Origin of the sequence: Sphaerobacter thermophilus DSM 20745, assembly GCF_000024985.1 — a bacterium.
In the GTDB taxonomy this organism is placed as follows: Bacteria; Chloroflexota; Chloroflexia; order Thermomicrobiales; family Thermomicrobiaceae; genus Sphaerobacter; species Sphaerobacter thermophilus.
The window spans coordinates 1112168-1130151 of the sequence record NC_013523.1; the positions used below are offsets into that span (position 1 = coordinate 1112168).

Annotated in this window: 17 protein-coding genes; 6 read left to right on the forward strand and 11 right to left on the reverse strand. The window is 67.7% G+C overall.

All coding sequences use genetic code 11. From position 1 onward, the window contains the following. Nucleotides 1–281 precede the first annotated feature (281 nt). On the forward strand, nt 282–1535 hold the full coding sequence (gene rho / locus STHE_RS05035; RefSeq protein ID WP_012871486.1) for a transcription termination factor Rho: 1254 nt from the start codon (nt 282–284) through the stop codon (nt 1533–1535). Nucleotides 1536–1722: 187 nt separating this feature from the next. Here rho and STHE_RS05040 read toward each other — a convergent pair whose 3' ends face one another. Genes STHE_RS05040 through STHE_RS05055 form a run of 4 tightly spaced genes read right to left on the reverse strand, consistent with a single transcriptional unit; the run spans nt 1723 to nt 5413 of the window. Next, complete coding sequence (locus STHE_RS05040) at nt 1723–2982, reverse strand: beta-ketoacyl-[acyl-carrier-protein] synthase family protein (RefSeq protein WP_012871487.1); 1260 nt, start codon at nt 2980–2982, stop codon at nt 1723–1725. Then, nucleotides 2979–3434, reverse strand: a complete 456-nt coding sequence (locus tag STHE_RS05045; protein ID WP_012871488.1) for a type II toxin-antitoxin system RatA family toxin — start codon at nt 3432–3434, stop codon at nt 2979–2981. Before STHE_RS05045 ends, STHE_RS05040 begins: the two co-directional genes overlap by 4 nt. A gap of 9 nt (nt 3435–3443) precedes the next feature. Further along, the gene (locus tag STHE_RS05050; protein WP_012871489.1) at nt 3444–4643 is read right to left on the reverse strand and encodes an NAD(P)/FAD-dependent oxidoreductase; all 1200 of its coding nucleotides are present in this window, start codon (nt 4641–4643) and stop codon (nt 3444–3446) included. Then, nucleotides 4640–5413, reverse strand: a complete 774-nt coding sequence (locus STHE_RS05055; protein ID WP_012871490.1) for a methyltransferase domain-containing protein — start codon at nt 5411–5413, stop codon at nt 4640–4642. The genes STHE_RS05050 and STHE_RS05055 overlap by 4 nt, the downstream gene beginning before the upstream one ends. Nucleotides 5414–5587: 174 nt before the next feature. On the opposite strand from STHE_RS05055, the gene STHE_RS05060 reads away from it, so the two are divergent. Continuing rightward, a complete protein-coding gene (locus STHE_RS05060) occupies nt 5588–6571 on the forward strand; it encodes a GNAT family N-acetyltransferase (RefSeq protein WP_012871491.1) in 984 nt (327 codons plus the stop codon). A gap of 161 nt (nt 6572–6732) precedes the next feature. Here STHE_RS05060 and STHE_RS05065 read toward each other — a convergent pair whose 3' ends face one another. The 4 genes from STHE_RS05065 to STHE_RS05080 all read right to left on the reverse strand — a co-directional run bounded on the left by STHE_RS05065 (nt 6733) and on the right by STHE_RS05080 (nt 11730). Then, a complete protein-coding gene (locus STHE_RS05065) occupies nt 6733–8337 on the reverse strand; it encodes a thiamine pyrophosphate-binding protein (RefSeq protein WP_012871492.1) in 1605 nt (534 codons plus the stop codon). Nucleotides 8338–8453: 116 nt separating this feature from the next. Then, nucleotides 8454–9902, reverse strand: a complete 1449-nt coding sequence (locus STHE_RS05070) for a CapA family protein (RefSeq protein WP_012871493.1) — start codon at nt 9900–9902, stop codon at nt 8454–8456. A 365-nt stretch (nt 9903–10267) separates the two neighbouring features. Next, nucleotides 10268–10927: an MBL fold metallo-hydrolase gene (locus tag STHE_RS05075; RefSeq protein ID WP_012871494.1), complete on the reverse strand. Its 660-nt coding sequence runs from the start codon at nt 10925–10927 to the stop codon at nt 10268–10270. Then, the gene (locus tag STHE_RS05080) at nt 10927–11730 is read right to left on the reverse strand and encodes a creatininase family protein (protein ID WP_012871495.1); all 804 of its coding nucleotides are present in this window, start codon (nt 11728–11730) and stop codon (nt 10927–10929) included. Before STHE_RS05080 ends, STHE_RS05075 begins: the two co-directional genes overlap by 1 nt. Before the next feature lie 164 nt (nt 11731–11894). On the opposite strand from STHE_RS05080, the gene STHE_RS05085 reads away from it, so the two are divergent. Continuing rightward, nucleotides 11895–12221 (forward strand): cyclic-di-AMP receptor, encoded by a 327-nt coding sequence (locus tag STHE_RS05085; RefSeq protein WP_012871496.1) that lies wholly within the window; start codon nt 11895–11897, stop codon nt 12219–12221. Nucleotides 12222–12602: 381 nt separating this feature from the next. Here the strand turns inward: STHE_RS05085 and STHE_RS05090 are convergent, their stop codons facing one another. After that, nucleotides 12603–12875, reverse strand: coding sequence for an SWIM zinc finger family protein (locus tag STHE_RS05090; RefSeq protein ID WP_012871498.1), 273 nt, complete (start codon nt 12873–12875; stop codon nt 12603–12605). Between the two features lie 313 nt (nt 12876–13188). Here STHE_RS05090 and mobA point away from each other — a divergent pair, with 313 nt between their 5' ends. The 3 genes from mobA to STHE_RS05105 all read left to right on the forward strand — a co-directional run bounded on the left by mobA (nt 13189) and on the right by STHE_RS05105 (nt 15067). After that, a complete protein-coding gene (gene mobA / locus STHE_RS05095) occupies nt 13189–13863 on the forward strand; it encodes a molybdenum cofactor guanylyltransferase (protein WP_012871499.1) in 675 nt (224 codons plus the stop codon). A gap of 18 nt (nt 13864–13881) precedes the next feature. Further along, nucleotides 13882–14691 (forward strand): SAM hydrolase/SAM-dependent halogenase family protein, encoded by an 810-nt coding sequence (locus STHE_RS05100; protein WP_012871500.1) that lies wholly within the window; start codon nt 13882–13884, stop codon nt 14689–14691. Nucleotides 14692–14797: 106 nt separating this feature from the next. Further along, nucleotides 14798–15067, forward strand: a complete 270-nt coding sequence (locus STHE_RS05105) for a hypothetical protein (protein ID WP_012871501.1) — start codon at nt 14798–14800, stop codon at nt 15065–15067. Between the two features lie 108 nt (nt 15068–15175). Here STHE_RS05105 and STHE_RS05110 read toward each other — a convergent pair whose 3' ends face one another. Both STHE_RS05110 and miaB read right to left on the reverse strand, forming a co-directional pair. Beyond that, nucleotides 15176–16033 carry a tetratricopeptide repeat protein gene (locus STHE_RS05110; protein WP_012871502.1) on the reverse strand — a complete coding sequence of 286 codons (858 nt, stop codon included), beginning with the start codon at nt 16031–16033 and terminating at the stop codon, nt 15176–15178. A 4-nt stretch (nt 16034–16037) separates the two neighbouring features. Beyond that, nucleotides 16038–17420, reverse strand: a complete 1383-nt coding sequence (gene miaB, locus STHE_RS05115; protein ID WP_012871503.1) for a tRNA (N6-isopentenyl adenosine(37)-C2)-methylthiotransferase MiaB — start codon at nt 17418–17420, stop codon at nt 16038–16040. Nucleotides 17421–17984 lie beyond the last annotated feature (564 nt).

Genomic DNA, 17984 nt, shown 5'->3' on the forward strand with positions numbered 1-17984 from the left:
ACATGCGCATGGCTGCCGGACAAGTGGTGCCGGACCGCCTGCACCCCTGCCCCGGAGACTCGCTCCACCGGGCGGCAATGTCGTGGCCGCGCTCGGGAGCGAGTGCCGGTTGTGGCCGCGGCCGCGCCGGAACTGAGCGTGCGATCCCCATCATCACCGTGAGCGCCCGCTCCCGGCCGCCGTCAACCGAATTACCACCACGCACCACCACAAGAGATTCAGGGACAACACGCAGCCCGCTCAGCCTCCACGGCGGCGGCTGGTGTGGGAAGAGGAACGGAATGACCGTAACCATCAACGAACTTGAGTCAAAAACAATCGATGAGCTGCATGAGCTCGCGCGCGAATTGGAGATCACCGGCTTCTCTCGCATGAAGAAGCAGGAACTGATCAGCCGCGTGCTCCAGGCGCAGACCGAGCAGCAGGGGAACATCTACGGCGAGGGCGTGCTCGACATCATCGAGGACGGCTTCGGTTTCCTTCGCGGGGAGCGCTACCTCCCTGGCCCCAATGACATCTACGTGTCGCAGTCGCAGATCCGCCGCTTCGGACTGCGCACGGGTGACTGGGTTTCGGGGCACGTGCGACCGCCGAAGGAGAACGAGAAATACTACAGCCTGCTGCGGGTCGAAGCCGTCAACGGCATGGACCCGGAGACAGCGCGACGAAGGCCGAACTTCGACAGCCTGACCCCGATCTTCCCCCTCGAGCTGATCAACCTCGAAACCTCGCCCAACATCCTCTCGACCCGATTGCTCAATCTCGTCGCCCCGATCGGGCGCGGTCAGCGCGGGTTGATCGTGTCGCCGCCGAAGGCCGGTAAGACGATCTTGCTCAAGGCGATCGCCAACGGCATCACCACCAACTACGAAGATATCCACTTGATCGTCTGTCTCATCGGCGAGCGACCCGAAGAGGTGACCGACATGAAGCGGTCGGTCGACGGCGAGGTGATCAGCTCGACCTTCGATGAGCCGGTGGAGGACCACACCAAGGTTGCGGAGATGGTCCTCGAGCGCGCCAAGCGGCTTGTGGAGTCGGGTCGCGACGTGGTCATCCTGCTGGACTCGATCACGCGCCTGGCCCGGGCTTACAACCTGGCGGTGCCGCCGAGCGGCCGCACGCTCTCCGGCGGTATCGACCCGGTGGCGCTGTATCCGCCCAAGCGCTTCTTCGGCGCAGCCCGCAATATCGAGGGGGGCGGCAGCCTGACGATCATCGCGACGTGTCTCATCGACACCGGTTCCCGCATGGACGACGTCATCTACGAGGAGTTCAAGGGAACCGGTAACATGGAGTTGCACCTGGACCGCAAGCTGGCGGAGCGCCGCATCTACCCCGCGATCGACATCCAGCGGTCGGGTACCCGGCGCGAAGAGCTGCTCCTCGACGAGCAGACGCTGCGTCAGGTGTGGACGATGCGCCGCATGGTGTCGATGCTCGGCGGGACCGAAGGCACCGAGCTGGTGCTGGGTCGGCTGGCCAAGACGGCCAACAACGCCGAGTTCCTGGCGACGCTCACCAAGGATCTCTAGTCCGAGCGCGGCTCCAGCAGCGAACGATCGATATCGAGGCGGGCACTGTGCCCGCCTCGAATCATGTTCGGGAGCCCGGAGTGGACTGGTTGCCTCGACCTGCTTGGCGCACTCGCGGATAGGCGGGTATTCCAGCCGTCTCCGCGGCACGCGGGACTCGTGCCTGTCGTCCGAACCTCGAATGTTGTCACTCCAAGAAATGGCTGAAGACCAGGCTGGCGTTGATGCCGCCGAAGCCGAAGGAGTTGGTCATGGCGACCGCGACCTGGGCGGTGCACCCCGTGGGAGGGACGTGCCGAAGTGCGCAGGCGGGGTCGGGATCGTCGAGGTTCGTGGTCGGCGGGAGCCAACCGCGGGCGATGGCTAGAACGGTGATGGCAACCTCGATCGCACCACTCGCGCCCAGCGGATGCCCGTAGAGGCCCTTGGTGGCGCTCACCGCCGGCTGCCTGGGGGTAGCGCCGAAGACGTGGCGCAGGGCGCGAGTCTCGGCCGCGTCGCCGAGGGGTGTCGAGGTAGCGTGCGCGTTGACGTAGCCGACCTCGCTCGGGGATCGTCGCGCTTCCCGCAGCGCGAGGACCATGGCCCGCGCGGCCTGGTGTCCCGAGGGCAGCGGGCGGACCATGTGGTAGGCGTCGTTCGTCGCCCCGTAGCCGAGGATCTCTGCGTATGGCTGAGCGCCACGACGCAGAGCGTGCTCCAGGGACTCCAGAACGACGATGGCCGCTCCTTCGGCCATGACGAACCCGTCTCGCTCCCGGTCGAAGGGGCGGCTCGCGCCGGCAGGGTCGTGGTTGCGGGTCGACAGGGCCCGGATGAGGTCGAAGGCGCCGAACGTTAGCGGCGCGAGGGGAGCCTCGGAACCGCCAGCCAGGGCCACGTCGACCGTCCCGTGCCGGATCGCGCGGGCGGCTTCCCCGATCGCGACCGCGCCCGAAGCGCAGGAGTTGGCGTTCCCAACGATCGGACCGGTCAGGCCAAACTCCATCGCCACGCCGGCGGCGGGTGCACCGCCGAACACGGTCAGGGCGAGTGCGGGCTCAACGGCCCGGATGCCGCGACGCAGGAAGCGAACATGCTGCTCCTCGCCGAACGGGACACCGCCGAGCGCGCTGCCGACGAACACCGCCGCGCGGCGAGTGGCCCGGTCGCGAGCGCCATCAAGCCCGGCGTCGGCGAGCGCCATCCGGCTCGCGGCGATGGCCAGGTGCGTGCAGCGATCGGCGCGCCGGGCGCGTTCGGCGGACACGTGGTCTGAGGGCACGAAGCCGTCGATCTCGGCTGCGACCTGAGATCGGAATTGCGTAGGGTCGAAGCGGGAGATCGTCCGCACCCGCGGCTGCCCGCAGCGCAGCCCGTCCCACAGACCCTCTCGTCCGCAGCCGATCGGCGTGACGGCGCCGATCCCGGTCACGACAACGCGGCGTCCGGCGCCAGGCTCACTCATCCGGGCACCTCCGCCTTCATCTCAGCCAGCTCCTTGATCCGCCGCAACGTCTTTCCGGCAATGTTCGCCACGAAGAGCGGCCCGATGATGCGGTCTGCTACCAACGCGCCGACCACGGGCCAGGGCGGATCGAAATCGTGCACGATGCGGACGGTCAGGCCGTCCGGTCCTGGCTCGAAGAGCCAGGCGACTTCCATGCCCTTGGTGACCCCACCGACGTGCCGGAACCTGATACGCGGGATCGCCGGCTCGCGCACCTGTACCGCGCGCCAGCTCACGGGGATCGCGTCCCGTCGGGCGGCCATCTCGACCAGGCGCTCGTGGCCGTCGTCGCGCAGGACACGAACCCAGCGGTAGTGGGGGAGGATCTCGGGCCAGCGCTCGACCGCAGCGGCAAGCTCGTAGACGGTGGTGGCATCGGCATGGATGACGATCTCATTCGCGGTGTGCATTGGCTCCCCCTACGGTTTCAGCAGTGCCCAGAGGAACCCCGGGTGGAGCGCCGGGCGGGCGGGTGCGTAGTCGCCGAGCACGCCTGTTAGCCCGGCCTCAATCTCCGGGCGTGACGCGATGCGGGCCAGGGCATAGTCGAGCAGCGGCCGCGCCCCGAGGAAGCCCTGGATCAACAGGCACAGCGCGGCCTTGTCGCGGAACGTGGAGCGCCGGGCCTCGGCATACCCGGTTGCAACGACGTCGCGCGCAAGAGCGGACAGCACTGCGTCTGCGGCCAGCGCGGCACCCCGAAGTGCCCGGAAGATCCCTTCGCCGGTGAATGGATCGAGGAATCCCGCCGCATCCCCGACCAGCAGGTAGCCCGGGCCCGCCACACGGCGGACGCGGCTCGCCAGCGGGCCGACTCCGCGGACGGGGGTGACCCGCTCCCCACCCTGCAGTGCCTCCAGAACCCCCGGCACCTCCGCCAGGCTCCGCTCGAAGTAGCTTGCAGTCGGCTCACCGGGCGGCTTCCTGCCCAGCGGTCCGACCAGACCGACGTTCACGACGCCCTCACCGACTGGCGCCAATCCGCAGTACAGGTCTGGGCCGACCCGCATCTCCCCGGTGCTGTCGAGGCGGGTGACGCCCGCGTAGCGTGCGACGAGGCCCAGGCGGCGGGGCCAGCGGACGGGACGGGTGAGACCCAGTGACCGGGCGATGGTTGAGTGGACCCCATCGGCGCCGACGACGAAGCGGGCGCGGAGCACCGAATCGCCCCCTTGAGGCCCGATCCCGGACACCGTGACGCCGACGACGCGGCCCTCTTCCACGACCGCGCCGCGGACGCGGGCACGCTCGCACATGCGCGCTCCGGCCGCCACGGCATGGTCGACCAGGATCTGGTCGAGGACGACCCGCGGAATTCCAAGGCCGCGGCGTGGCGGGTCGGCCGAGGCGAAGTTGAGGTGGATCTTTCCGCGGGCGGTGGCGACCCGCATGCCTCTCAGCCACTTTCCACCCTTCTCGGCCACCGCGTCCAGCACGCCCAGATCGTCGAGTTGTTCGACGACTCCAGGGCTGAGGTACTCGGCACAGGGCTTTTCGCGTGGGAAGGCGGCGCGGTCAAGAAGGAGTACGTCGCAGCCCGCCCGTGCCAAGCGCGCCGCGGTGGCCGCGCCGGCCGGGCCGGCGCCGACGACGATCACATCCGCATCCATCCGGCTCATGGCATCACCGCCGTCACGGCCGCGCGGTAGCCGAGAAAGGTATCAGCGGCCACGACGCGGAGCCCGGCTGCCGTGAGCAGATCGGTCATCTCGGCCAGCGTGTAGGCGCGTCGCGCGGAGAGCGGCGCGTCGTGGCGCGTGAGCGGGTTCCTCGTGGCCACGTGCCCGAGGAGCCACGCTCCTGCGAGACCGATCCGGCTGCGCACAAGGTCGTTGACGATCACGCCCCGGCGGGCGACGCGGGCCATCTCGGCGAGGAGCGGGACCGCGTCGGGCGGGTCGATGTGGTGCAGCAGCAGCGAGCAGTGCGCGACATCGACGGCGCCATCTCGCAAAGGGAGACTGCGTCCCTCTGCGGCGACGAGCCCGAGGTTCGGCCCCGCATCGCGTGCGTGCCGGAGGATCGCGACGCTGCGATCGACGCCGAAGGCCTCGAGGGGGATCTTCCTGCTGCGCGCCCAGTCGATCATCGCGGTGGGGATGTCGCCCGCACCGGTCCCGACGTCGAGCAGGCGAACCGTGTCCCCCGGCGTGCAGGAGGCGAACAGGCGAGAGAGCGCGCGCTCGGAGAGCTGGATGCCACCCAGGAGGCGATTGACCCGGGCGAGATCCTCAAGGTTGCCCTGAAGCGCGGCAGGGTCCACATCGGGGAGGTCGAGCAACTCGGGCCGGTCGGCACACGGCAGGCGCTGCATCGACCAGCCCATCCGGCTGCGTGACAGCCGGGTAGGGATGTGCAGCGGTCTCTGGCGCTTGGACCCGATGTCCATCAGGCACTCCCACCGCTCGCGGAAGCTGGTCGTTCCCGGTCAGGGTGGCATGTATCGCAGCTTTCGAGCCAGCGGCGCGCTGGGGATTGCCTTGCGCGGGCGCAACCGCCATGATTGCCCGGCGCGGCCGCGATGCTGGCCGAGGGAATGACAATGTGGCAAGGAGGCAAGACCGTGGCTGCTCGCACACTCCCCGATAGGTTCATCGCGCGTGCGCCCGTGCCGGCCGATGCCCCTGCAATCGCCCGGCTGATCGCGGCGTGCCAGGAGGCCGACGGCGACGAGCCGGATGCGTCGGCGGAGGAGGTACTGCGCGACTGGGAAGGGCTCGATCTCGGGCAGGAGGCGGTGCTCGTGGTCGCGCCCGACGGAGAAGCCGCGGCGTACGCCGATGTGCTCAACCGCCGGTATGTCCAGCTTTCGGTGTATGGGTACGTCCATCCGCGGTTCCGGGGCATGGGGCTGGGCACCTGGCTGGTTCAGTGGGGCGAGGAATGGATCCAGGACCGGATGCACCTGGCACCCGCGGAGGCGCAGGTCACCGTCCAACACTACATCCGGGCCTCTAGCACCTCTGCCCTCCGCCTCATGGAGCAGCACGGCTACCGACCGGTGCGAGACATCTGGGTCATGGCCATCACGCTCGATCAGCCCCCGCCCGCGCCGGAATGGCCGGAGGGCATCACGGCGCGGACATTCGTGCCCGGCCTGGACGAGCGAGCGACCTACGAAGCGGTTGAGGAGGCATTCGGCGATATCTGGGGCCGGCCGCCCAGCACCTTCGAGCGCTGGCTTTCAATGACGCAGTCGGAGCGGAAGGATCCAGAGCTCTGGCTCTTGGCGGTCGAAACGGATTCCGGGCACATTGTCGGAACCTGTCTCGGCCAGGAGACCGCGGGGAAGGGATGGATCGGCTCGGTCGGCGTGCGGCGCCCATGGCGTGGTCGGGGCATCGCGCTTGCCCTTCTGCAGGAAGTCTTCGGCGTCTATTACCGACGTGGCGTGCGAGAGGTGGAGCTCAGCGTGGACGCGGAGAGCCGGACGGGCGCCCCTCGGCTCTACCGAAGGGCGGGGATGCACGTCAAGCACCGCTACGTCCTGCACCGCAAAGAGATCCGCCCCGGGATCGACCTGAGTACCACGGCGGCTCATTCGTGACGCAGCCGCTGTGCCCCTTGTGCGACACAACAACAAGCGGCGTGCTGCGAGGCCGAGGAGCGTCGCGCGCCTACTCGCCCGCTTCGGTTCACGAACCTTGCCGCGAGAGCCGCTCCGGGAGAGGGCACGGTGTGCCTCACCGGAGCGGCCGATTCTTGCACCTAGTACTCGAAGTGAATGGGCGTATCGATGATGGTTGGAAGGTCGCGCTGGGCCGCAGCACGAATCGCCTCGGCCAGTGCGTCGGGTGACTCGGCGCGCACGCCGGGAATGCCGTAAGCATCCGCAAACTTGACGTAATCCGGATTCACCAGATCCACCGCGATGAAGCGGCGGTCGAACTCGCGTGCCTGGGCTTCCTTCACTGCCGTGTAGGTTGAATCGTTGAAGATCACGATGGGCAGCCCAAGGCGGAACTGGACGGCCGTGGCTACCTCCTGCATGGTGAACTGGAAGCCGCCGTCGCCCACGATCGACACCACCGTCGCATCGGGCCGGGCGATCTTGGCGCCGATGGCGGCGGGGAGGGAGAAGCCGAGGGTGCCGTATCCAGCCGGGAAGAAGAACGTGCGCGGCTCGTAGACCGGGTACAAGCGGCAGGCGACGTAGCTCATCATCGTCATGTCGGTGACGAGGATCCCGTCCCGGGGAATGGCCGACCGCAGCGCGTCGATGTACGGCTGCTGTTCGGCGCCCCATGCAACGGCGCGTGCCCGCTGCCGGATGTCGGCCACCTGGACGGGCGTCCAGCCCTCCTTGCTAACTCCCCGTGCGGCCAGGTGCTCCACCAGGGCACGAGCGGTGAGCGCTGCATCGGCGACGATCGCCTGGGTCGGCGTGTAGTTGCGCCCGATCTCCTCGGGGTCGATGTCCACCCGGACGATCGTAGACGGAAGTGGCATGCGCTGGTACTCGGTGTCCTGGGCACCCAGTTTCGAGCCGAAGACCAGAGCCAGGTCGGCGCTGCGCAGCACCTCCTCAACGGGGCTGCCCGGCTCCCACAGGTTGCCCAAGGCCATCGGATGGTCCTCAGCGATCGAGCCCTTGCCCATGATCGAGGTGAGGACCGGCGCGCCGAGGCGCTCGGCCAGGTCCGTGATCGCCTGGTGGGCCCCGCTTGCCACGGCGCCGCCGCCCGCGTAGATCACCACGCGCTCGGCTGCTTCGATGGCGTCCACGGCGCGTTGGACCTCCTGTGGATCTGGAGCGACCGGGGCGATCGGCTCAGGCGGTGTCACCTCAGCCTCGCCGAAGGCGCGGAGGACGTCCAGCGGGACCTCGACGTGCGTCGGGCGCGGTCGGCCGGTCGTCATCTGGCGGAAGGCCTCGGCGATCAACTGGGGAACGGCGGACACGGTGGTGGCACGGTCGTTCCACTTCGTCACCGCGCGCATGACCCCGAGCTGGTCCTTGAGATCGTGCAGGTGGCCCAGCATCTTCCCGGCCCACTGCTGCTCGACGTTCGCTGAGACGACCAGCACCGGGACGGAGTCGGAGTAGGCCTCGCCAATGGGGGTCGCGACGTTTGTGATGCCGGGACCGGTAATAATGATCGCGACGCCGGGGCGCCCGGAGGCACGGGCGTAGCCGTCGGCCATGAAGCCGGCGCCCTGCTCATGGCGGGCAAGGATGTGGCGGATCGGCGAGTCGCGGAGCGCATCGTAGATCTCGAGCGTATGCACTCCCGGGATTCCGAATACAACATCGACCCCGTGGGCCTCCAGGGCCCGGACCACCGCCTGACCGCCTTTTATGCGCTCACCCATGTGTCGTCGCCCTCTCCTCCGAAGCGTCGGCTGCTGGGCAGCCAATCGCGCACTAGGACCCTGGCATGGCAAGACCGGGCGCCATTCTACGACAAGGTGGTGCCGTGCGCCTCGCGTCATTCGAGCGGTGCGGCCAGGAGCTGGTCGGTTGAGGCCCAGACTCGGTCGAGGATCGCGGTCATCTCCTGCCCGTCGACGATGCGCGGGCGGTAGTAGTTCTCGATGAGGACCGGGACGAGGCGCACGGCGGCGAGGCGGCTGCCGTGGAAGGCGAGATGCATGATGAGCCCCTGCTTCGTCTCCAGCGACCACTCCTGATCGAATACGAAGTTGCCCAGCGAATAGACGATCGGCTTTCCCTGATAGATCTCCATACCCTGGACCCAATGCGGGTGTGACCCGACCACCAGCGCCGCGCCGGCGTCAATCGCACGGCGAGCGATCAGTCGCTGCTCGTCGCTCGGGGTCAGGGTGTACTCGATGCCCCAATGGATGAAGGGGATAACCAGGTCGGGCTGCTGGCTCGCCTGCTCGATGTCAGCCACCATGTAGTCCACCACCATTGGCGCTGTGCCCGGGCTCACGTCGGTGGCGCCGTGCACGTGGCCAGTGATGCCGTCGTATCCCAGGTAGGCGACCTGCACACCGCGGATGTCGAAGATCGCCGGAGCACGTGCGGTGGCGAGGTCGGGGCCGATGCCGAACGGGACGATCCCGGCTCCTTGGAGTGCGGCTAACGTGTCCGCCATGCCGGCTTCCCCGAAGTTCATGCTGTGGTTGTTTGCCTGGGAGACGGCGTCGATCCCGGCGAGGCGGAGGCCCTCGACTCCCGCTGCCCGCGTCATGAACGAGAACGTATAGGGGTCGGTCGGTGGTGGGATGGTGTCTGAGAGGGTCCACTCCAGGTTGCCGACGGTCAGGTCGGCGGCCTTGAGTTCGTCGGCGACGAGGTGGAACGGCGCGGTGTAATCGCCAAGGCGCGTCATGATGGTGTGCACGGTCCGTCCCAGGATGATGTCCCCGACCATGGTGATGGTGACGGCGTTGCCGGGCAGGAGCTGGGCCGGGGGGCCGACGTCGTCCGCTGAGGCGGGGTCGGCGCCTTCGATGACGAGATAGCGGTGGAACGGGTAGGGTTCGGCCTGGTCCGGATAGCGCACGGGATCGAGCCCATCGACGGGCAGGGTTCCAACGCGGAAGTCGACCGTCGAGAGTGGTACCAGCGCGACGCCGCCCGGTTCGCTCGCGAATTGCCCGACGAGAGCCTCGTAGTCGGATGCCACGCTGCCGGGAGCATCCAGCGGCAGCCGCACGACCGGTCCCGGAGTCGGTGAACCGACCTCGACCCAGTCACTCGTGGCGCCGCTTAGGAGGCTACGCGCCTGCTCGGCGCTGAGGGCGTGTAGCGGTAGGCGTGGCGAGACAGCGACGACGAGCGGCTCACGCGCGACGGTAATGGCGTCGTCCCCTGGTGTGGTCGTGAGGACGACCCGCAGGTCTGCGTCGTCCGGGCTGGTCACCGGGGTCAGCCGCGCGTCGCTCAGCGTCGTCTGGAGGGTGGTCATTGCCTCTTGCGCCACGTGGGCGAAGTGCGGAGGGAGTGTGGGGTCGACCCAGATCGAAACGCGGGGCGGCTCTGGCGTCGCGGTCGGAGTCGGTGTTGGCGTCGCGGATGGAGTTGGCGCGGGGGACGCCGGGGACGATGGAGGAGTCGGGAACCGTTGCCCCGACGCAACCTCCGAACGCGGGCCTGCCGACGACGGACCGCTACAAGCGGCGGCCACTGCCCCGGCCAAGGCCGTTGCCACCGCGGTCACGAACGCGCGCCGGCTGAGCATTTCCCCTCGCATCCCCCTTACTATTGCCGCGCGGGGAGAGGGTAGGGTAGGCGGTGAAGGGTGTCAAGCGCGGCCGGGCCGACGCCGAAGCGTCACGCGCCGCCCGCGCTCCCCGCCGGTTCCATGATCCAGACGCGCACCTGGTCCGGGACGAGCTCGGCAAAGCGACGGGCGTCCTCGACTGACCCCACAACGGCGCCGTAGTGGATCGGAATGGCGATGCTCGGCTGCACGCGCCGGGCAGCCTCGGCAGCTTCCTCGGCGGTCATGACGTACGTGCCACTCACCGGCAGGAACGCGTAGTCCACCGGGCCGATCTCGTCCATCTCCGGGATGACGTCGGTGTCAGCCGCGAAGTAGAAGCTCAGGTCGTCGATCTCGAGCACGAAGCCGGTGTGCTGCTCCTCGCGCGGGTGGAAAGGTACGCCGGGCGATCTGAACTTGTCGATGTTGTAGGCCGGAACCGCCCGAATCCGGAGCGACCCGACGGTCGTTGTCTCGCCAGGCGCGAGAACCTGAACCGGCTGCTCAAGCCGGCTCGCAGCCGCCGGACTGGCCACGACCGTGGTCTGCTCGGTGCGGACCTTTGCCAGGTCGTCCGGGGAGAGGTGGTCGCCGTGGTGGTGGCTGACGAGAAGGACGTCGGCCGGTGTCACGTCGTCGGGCAGGTGGTAGGGGTCGATGTAGATGGTGAGGTCACCCACCTCGATGCGCACTGCGGACTGGGCAAACCAGGTGATCCGGGGCTCCATCAGACGCTCCTCCTGGATCCTCGAACGGGCTCCCGATGCCCTGCCAGCGCCTCAAGGACCGCGGCGCGGACGATGCCTGCCAGGCTGGCCAGCAGACGCTCGCCCTCGGCCGCGTTGGCGCGGGCCGGGTCACCGAAGTAACCGAGCGTGCCGCCGGCTTCGGAGAGCGTCCGGGCGCCCTTGCGGAGCCGGGCGGGAAGATCGATTGGCACTTCAGGCAAGTGTGCCATACCGTCGTGCAGGACGGCACCGGGCTGTGCTGCCAGCATAATCGATGTCTCGGCGCGACCGGCGTGTCGCGGGCGACTGCGGAACTCATCGCCGAGGACACTTGCCCAGCGGGAGTCGCGCACATCGGGGAAGACGGCCGGCACCCCGGTCGCGGCGGCCGCGGCGCGGGCGCTTGCCCACACCGCTTCGGCATGCGCCGGCTCCCGGTGGGCGTTGCAGATGCAGATGCACCGGTATCCCTGCGGCAACAGGTTGAGTAGCACGGAGGTCAAGTAGGCGCGGAACGCGTCGGGCTCGGCGGGGGAGGTGCCAGGGAAACACGTAGCGATAAAGCTGGCGCCGTACGGTAGCGGTGGGAGGACCAGGACAGGGAGCCCTTCCTCGGTCAGCAACGCGGCGGCCCGCTCGGCGATGGCCGTGGCGATGATGACGTCCGTGCCGAGGGGTAGGTCCGGCCCGTGGGCCTCGATCGCCCCGATCGGCAGGATCCCAACCGGGCGCTGCTTCAAGAGATCGGCCGCCTCCTGCCAGGTGAGGGCTGCCAGGCTGTGGAGATGGTGGACGTTGTTCATTGGCACTCCCGTCGCTCACCTCTGGCGCACGCGTACATCTCTCCAATGGGGTTCCTTGCGCACAGATGTTGCCACGTTCTGGGCCAAAGCGGTTTCCTGCGTGCCGGTTATGCTATAGTCCGTCACGCGATACGGCCACCCCGGCGAGGAGCGGAGCGAGGCGGATGAAACTGGTAGTCGCTATCGTCCAAGACTACGACGCGAATCAACTGCTGGATGCGATCACGCGGGCAGGTTTCCGTGCGACGCGCATCGGCAGTACGGGTGGCTTCCTCCGGGTGGGCAACACGACCCTCCTGATCGGCGTCGAAGACTACCAGGTCGGCCGTGTGCTGCGGCTCATCGAAGCGAACTGCCGCGAGCGGACCGAGGTGGTACAGCCCGAGATTATCGGGGATATCCACGAGTGGTACCCGCCGGAGCTGGTCGAAGTAACCGTCGGCGGTGCGACCGTCTTCGTCCTCGATGTCGAGCGATTCGAGCGCTTGTGATGGCAGCGACCGGGATGGGGATGTCCCAGTCACGATCACGACGCGGGCTGCGCCGCTGGGTGGCCAGTTGGATGGCCGCAGCTGCGATCAACTTTGAACTCGTCAACGGACCCCGCGGTAGCCGGGCGCGTTTCGCGCCGGTTCCGTATGTCCGAACGCTCCATGCCTCAGCCGAGACCGGGCCGTGGGCTCCGGGGGAACTCGTGACGGGTCCGCGCCCCGGTGTCGTCGTGCGGGACTGTGTGCCGTATGACGGCGTCGTCGCGGTACGCAGGGGATCGTTCGTGTCGGCGAACTAGTTCCCTACGCTAATGCGGCTCGGCGAACCGGCGGCGGGCGCCCGCTACCCGCCGCCGGGGGTGCGTGACCGAGGGAACGACCTTAGCGTGCCCCAGCGAGCTGCCCGCTCACGGGCACGTCCTCAGGGAGCATCGGGCCGAGCAGGCGCTCTACCGCCATGATGTGGCTGCAGGTGCCGAGGCCGAGTGCCTCATAGGAGTGGCACGTGCAGGTCCACCGGGCGTCCTGAAGCCGGACGTCGTACACATCGTGGTCGCCACGGAACACGATGTGGAGCGATCGGATAGCAGCCCGCTCGGGCTCTTCCGCATAGCGGCGCGCCTTCTCGATCTTCCCGATGATGCTCGAGTTCACGAGCCTCACTCCTTTCCGCGGCTGACGGGGCGTTGTCCCCGTATGGCCGCGCGTCACCCGATCGTCCGCGCTCCCAAATCTCGCCAATAACAAACGAGCACCGCGGCGCGCTGCCGGGTGCTCTCCCTTGAACCTATTCTGATGTCTGGACGACCCTGCATGGTTCCGTCGTCCCTTCGTCGCCACCAGAGGTTGTTCGGCAGAAGTATACCCCCTGGGCGACGAGTGGGTCAAAGGTCGCGACCTGGCCCTTTAGTACAATGCCCGGGAATCGTCCGGAGCGGCCACGGGCCAGCAGCGGAAGGACGGACGGGTGACTGCACTAGAACCGCTCAGCGTGGCGATCCTGGCTGGTGGACAGAGCCGCCGGATGGGCCGGGACAAAGCGCTCCTCGATGTCGCTGGGCGCGCGCTGATCGAGCACGTGATCGAACGCGCGCGGCCCGTGGCCAGTGAGATGATGCTGATCGCCAGCGACCGACCGGCCTACGCACGGTTCGGCCTGCGTGTGGTTCCGGATCGTTGCCCGCAGAGTGGGGCGCTCGGCGGGATCTACACGGCGATTGCTGAGGCCGAGCACCCTCATTGTCTCGTGCTCGCGTGCGACATGCCGTTCGTCAATACCGATCTGCTGCGCTACATGGCTGCCGTGCCTCGGGACTACGATGTGCTCGTGCCATCCCTGGCGGCCGAGCGGAGCACGCAGGGCGAGCGGGAGACGCTTGAGACGCTCCACGCTATCTACGGCAAGTCGTGCCTTCCCGCGATCGAGCGGCAGCTCCAGGAAGGGATCCTGAAGGTGATCGGCTTTTTCAGCCAGGTGCGCGTCAAACGGATCCCGGAGGAGGAGATCCGGCAGTACGACCCGAACCTCTTGTCCTTCTACAATGCCAATACGCCGGAGGAGTACGAGTGGGTGCGTCGGCGATACGCGGCCGGGGACGGCCGCGGAGAAGCTGGCGATCCGGTGGGGGGGTCGCCTGAGTGAGAGTGACAGGAGGTGTCGATGCGCGACGGGGGAGCGCGCAGCGGGATCGTCAGTCTCATCACCGACTTCGGACTGAGTGACACGTACGTGGGGCAGATTAAGGCCTCGCTCTTGACGGTCGATCGGGGCCTGCAACTGGTGGATCTGACCCACCAAATTCCAGCCCAGGATGTGGCGGAGGCGGCATTCCAGTTGGCGACGGCGTGGGAGGCGTTTCCTCCGGGGACAGTGCACCTGGTTGTTGTCGATCCGGGTGTGGGAACCCCGCGGCGGCCGGTCGCCTTCGCGTACTGCGGCCACCTGTTCGTGACCCCGGACAACGGGCTGGGCACATTCGTATTGCAGGATCAGGAGCCGGAGCAACTGGTGGTGCTAGACCGGCCCGAGTTTCACCGGCCACGGGTGTCGAAGACATTCCACGGGCGCGACGTCTTCGCACCGGTGGCTGGCCACCTGGCGAGCGGGCGCGAGCTGACCGAGGTGGGGACCGAGGTGCCGCCGTCGTCGCTCGTGCGCCTGCCGCTCCCGGCGGTGGAGCGCGAGGAGCGGGTCGTCCGCGGTCCCGTCGTGTCGATCGACCATTTTGGCAACTGCCGCACGCTGATCCACCCGGAGGATGTGCCCTGGCCGCGCGACAAGGTGTGGGTCCGCTGTGGCTCAGCCATGGTGCGGGGCATCGTGGAAACCTATGGCTCGGTGCCTGAGGAGCACACGCTGGCGTTGTTCGGCAGCCACGGCGGACTGGAGATCGCCGTTCGGATGGGGAACGCAGCGCGGGCCTGGGAAATCACGCGGGGCATGTTCGTTGAGGTGATGCCCGCGGAGTAGGGCGCCAGAGAGGCCGCTGGTATACTCAGGTGAATGCGACCCCAGGTCGGATGTTGCCGCAGGCGCGCCTAGCGCGACGCCACGGAACAGAGGAGCGGGACGAGCAGTGGCGAAGAAGACCAAGACGCGACGAAGCGGACGTCCACGGCTGTCGGAAGCCCAACTTCAGGCGTATCGGCAGCGGCGCGCCATGCTGGAGGCTGCGCAGGCTGAGACACCGACGCCTTCGGGATCGGAGCCGGCTCGGGTTGCCGAGACGCATTGGGGTCGGCTTCCTGACGAGTACGCCATGATCCGGTCCGATCTCATCCGGCTGCTGATTATTTCCGCCCTGATGGTGGTCATCCTGGTGGCGCTGACCTTCGTCCTGAACTGATCCGATATCGGAGTGAAGAAGACGACAGCCCCGGCCTTCTGGCCGGGGCTGTGACGTGTTCGCCGCCGTACGCACGTCCTGAAAACCAGGGACGGCCCGCACTCGGTGTTACTCGTCGAGCGGGACGTCGTCTTCCGGCTCCTCGTCGTCGACGAAGTCGTCTTCCTCGTCCACATCGTCGCCGACGGCCTCGAGCTCCTCCGGCTCCTCGTCGTCGAGTTCCTCTTCTTCCTCGTCGGAATCGAGCAGGAGGTCCGGTTCAAGCTCGCGCTCTGCACGTCCGGTGTCGCGCAGGTACGGCCGCGGCGGCGGCATCTTGGCCTGGCGCGGGAAGGAGAGGTGCGCGGGCGCGTCGGGGTCGCGGTAAACCTCGCGCAGAATAATGCGCACCGTATCCTCGTTCGTGGCTACGACGTACGCCTGATAGCGGTTGCCGGCCTCCAGGAGCTCGAGCAGCCGCTGAGCGATGCGGGGCTCGAGCTGGCCGAGCCGCTGCCCGTCCTGGCTGTAGATGTGCACCACGCCGTTCTCCGGCCGAATCTCGACCTCTTCAGCGGGTGACACCAGCCGGAGGACTGATTGCGGGCCGGGGCGGACCAGGTCGGTCACGTAAGTCTTGCCCACCTCTTCAACGAAGACACTCGGGCGGAAGCCAGGCGTGGGACTGACCTGTGGCGCCGGCTCACCGATGTCCTCAAGGCGCTCGATGTTGCGGCGCGCGATCACGTTGCCCGGGTCGATGTCGAGCGCGGCGCGGTACGCCTCGATCGCCTCGTTGAACCGTCCGAGCTCTATCAACGCCTTGCCGAGGCGGTTGTGCGCCTCAACGTCGCGCGGGGCCTGCGTCAGGATCGCGCGGTTGATCTCGACGGCTTCCTCCCAGCGGCCCTCCATTGCGAGCCGTCGCGCTTCCTCGGCCTGGCGCCGTACTGTGCGATTGCGTCCGTCAGGTTGATAGGTCGTCAATACTTCAGACCACCCTCTCTACTCCGGCGCGAGCGTGATCCCGAACTGCCACCGGTTCGCCGAGCAAGTACCAGGGCGAGGCCTCGGTGATCCGCACGTCCACGAACTTGCCCTTCCAGTCGCCCGGCGCCTCGAAGAACACCAGATCGTTGCCTCTGGTCCGTCCGCGCCAGCGGCCCTTCGCCATCCCGTCGACCAGGATCTCGAACGTGGCGCCCAGGTAGCCCCGATTGCGCTCGCCGAGAATTTGTGCCTGGAGCTTCTCCACCGCCTGGTGGCGCCGCCGCTTCTCATCCCAGGGGATGTCGTCCTCCCAGCGGGCCGAGAGCGTCCGCGGGCGCGGAGAATACATCGCGACGTGGACCTTGTCCAATCGCAGCTCGGCCAGGAGGTCGAGTGTGCGCTGGAACTGTTCCTCGGTCTCGCCCGGGAAACCAACGATGATGTCGGTCGACACCGTCACGCCCGGGATCGTCTCACGGATGTACGCGATCCGCTCCCGATAGAAATCGACCGTGTAGGTGCGGCGCATGCGCCGAAGGACCTCGTCGTCGCCGGCCTGCACCGGCAAGTTGATGTGCTCGCAGGCTTTCGGCAGCGTCGCCACCGCCTGGACGATCCGGTCGGACATGTACTTGGGGTGCGAGGTGAGGAAGCGGATGCGCTCGATCCCCGGGATCTCGTTGACGGCGGTCAGCAAGTCCGCGAGGTCCGGGCTCCCCGGGAGGTCGTGGCCGTAGGCATTGACCGTCTGCCCCAGGAGGGTCACCTCCTTGACGCCACGCTCCGCAAGGCGCTCGACCTCAGCTATGACCTCGGCCATTGGCCGGCTACGCTCCCGGCCCCGGCGATAGGGGACGATGCAGTAGGAGCAAACGAAGTTGCAGCCGTAGATGATGGGTACGAAAGCCGTCACGTCGGAGCCCGCCGCGTCTGGCTGGTAGAAGTGCGGTAGCTCCGCGAGGTCGGTGTCGACGTGAGCCAGCTCCGGAGCGATCTCGACCAGCCGCTCGAACTGGGACGGGCCGTAGAACAGATCAACATGCGGGAAGCGCTCGGCCAGTGCCTGCTCCTGGCCGGTGACCATGCACCCGGTCAGCGCGATGCGCACATCTGGGCGGACGCGCTTGAGACGAGCCAACGAGCCGAGCTTGCCCGCGACTTTGTCCTCGGCCGCCTGGCGCACGACGCAGGAGTTGACGATGATGACGTCGGCTTCTTCTTCGAGATGAGTCTGCAAATAGCCGGCCTGGCTGAGCATGGCGGCGGCCTTCGCGGACTCGGCCTCGTTCATCTGGCAACCAATCGTCCAGATGCAGTAGCGCTTCGCCGCTTGGACGCCGGCGGGTTCGGGCGCTCGGGCCAGGCGCGGGTTCAGTGGAATCACGGGGCTCCTCCGAACGTGCGGGACAGTCACCGTGCGAGCGATCTCCGGGCGCGAATTATACTCGGTTCGCGGCTGCGACTGGGAGCCGTTCCCAGCCACGCGACCGACGCGGCGATTGATCGTCATGGCGGTGGCTGTCGTCCGAAGCGCCGGCCCGCAGCCACATGGCGCCGAGCGTCGCGGGACCCTCCGTGGGCTCCTCTTGCGTGACCGCAAGATGCGCAAGAAATCATGGAATGTCTCCATTATGCGCGAATCGCCGAGATAGACTGTACGGACACGCTGGCGAGACGGGGTGTCTGTGCTACAATGCGCTCGGAACATTTTGCGACCTCGACCCGCGGAGTCGGGCGCTCCGGTGTTGTCGCCAAGGGGGGTGGGCGCACTCCGGACGGACTCTGTGGTCCCCGTCCTCAGCCGGTCGATCTACACTGACCACGATCGAAGGGGCACCGACGTGACCCAGCGCAAGTGCGGGACCTGCCGTCACTTTGAAGAGGGAGGATTGGCGGGATCGGGATGGTGCCGACACCCGCTGAGGCAGGATCTCCAGCACATGGTCCT

What these genes read in the sequence shown, in the direction of transcription:
- STHE_RS05065 (WP_012871492.1), bottom strand. Translation starts at nt 8,337, where the DNA reads ATGGGTGAGCGCATAAAAGGCGGTCAGGCGGTGGTCCGGGCCCTGGAG.
- STHE_RS05050 (WP_012871489.1), bottom strand. Translation starts at nt 4,643, where the DNA reads ATGAGCCGGATGGATGCGGATGTGATCGTCGTCGGCGCCGGCCCGGCC.
- STHE_RS05055 (WP_012871490.1), bottom strand. Translation starts at nt 5,413, where the DNA reads ATGGACATCGGGTCCAAGCGCCAGAGACCGCTGCACATCCCTACCCGG.
- STHE_RS05080 (WP_012871495.1), bottom strand. Translation starts at nt 11,730, where the DNA reads ATGAACAACGTCCACCATCTCCACAGCCTGGCAGCCCTCACCTGGCAG.
- rho (WP_012871486.1), top strand. Translation starts at nt 282, where the DNA reads ATGACCGTAACCATCAACGAACTTGAGTCAAAAACAATCGATGAGCTG.
- STHE_RS05075 (WP_012871494.1), bottom strand. Translation starts at nt 10,927, where the DNA reads ATGGAGCCCCGGATCACCTGGTTTGCCCAGTCCGCAGTGCGCATCGAG.
- STHE_RS05100 (WP_012871500.1), top strand. Translation starts at nt 13,882, where the DNA reads ATGCGCGACGGGGGAGCGCGCAGCGGGATCGTCAGTCTCATCACCGAC.
- STHE_RS05040 (WP_012871487.1), bottom strand. Translation starts at nt 2,982, where the DNA reads ATGAGTGAGCCTGGCGCCGGACGCCGCGTTGTCGTGACCGGGATCGGC.
- STHE_RS05085 (WP_012871496.1), top strand. Translation starts at nt 11,895, where the DNA reads ATGAAACTGGTAGTCGCTATCGTCCAAGACTACGACGCGAATCAACTG.
- STHE_RS05045 (WP_012871488.1), bottom strand. Translation starts at nt 3,434, where the DNA reads ATGCACACCGCGAATGAGATCGTCATCCATGCCGATGCCACCACCGTC.
- STHE_RS05070 (WP_012871493.1), bottom strand. Translation starts at nt 9,902, where the DNA reads ATGACCACCCTCCAGACGACGCTGAGCGACGCGCGGCTGACCCCGGTG.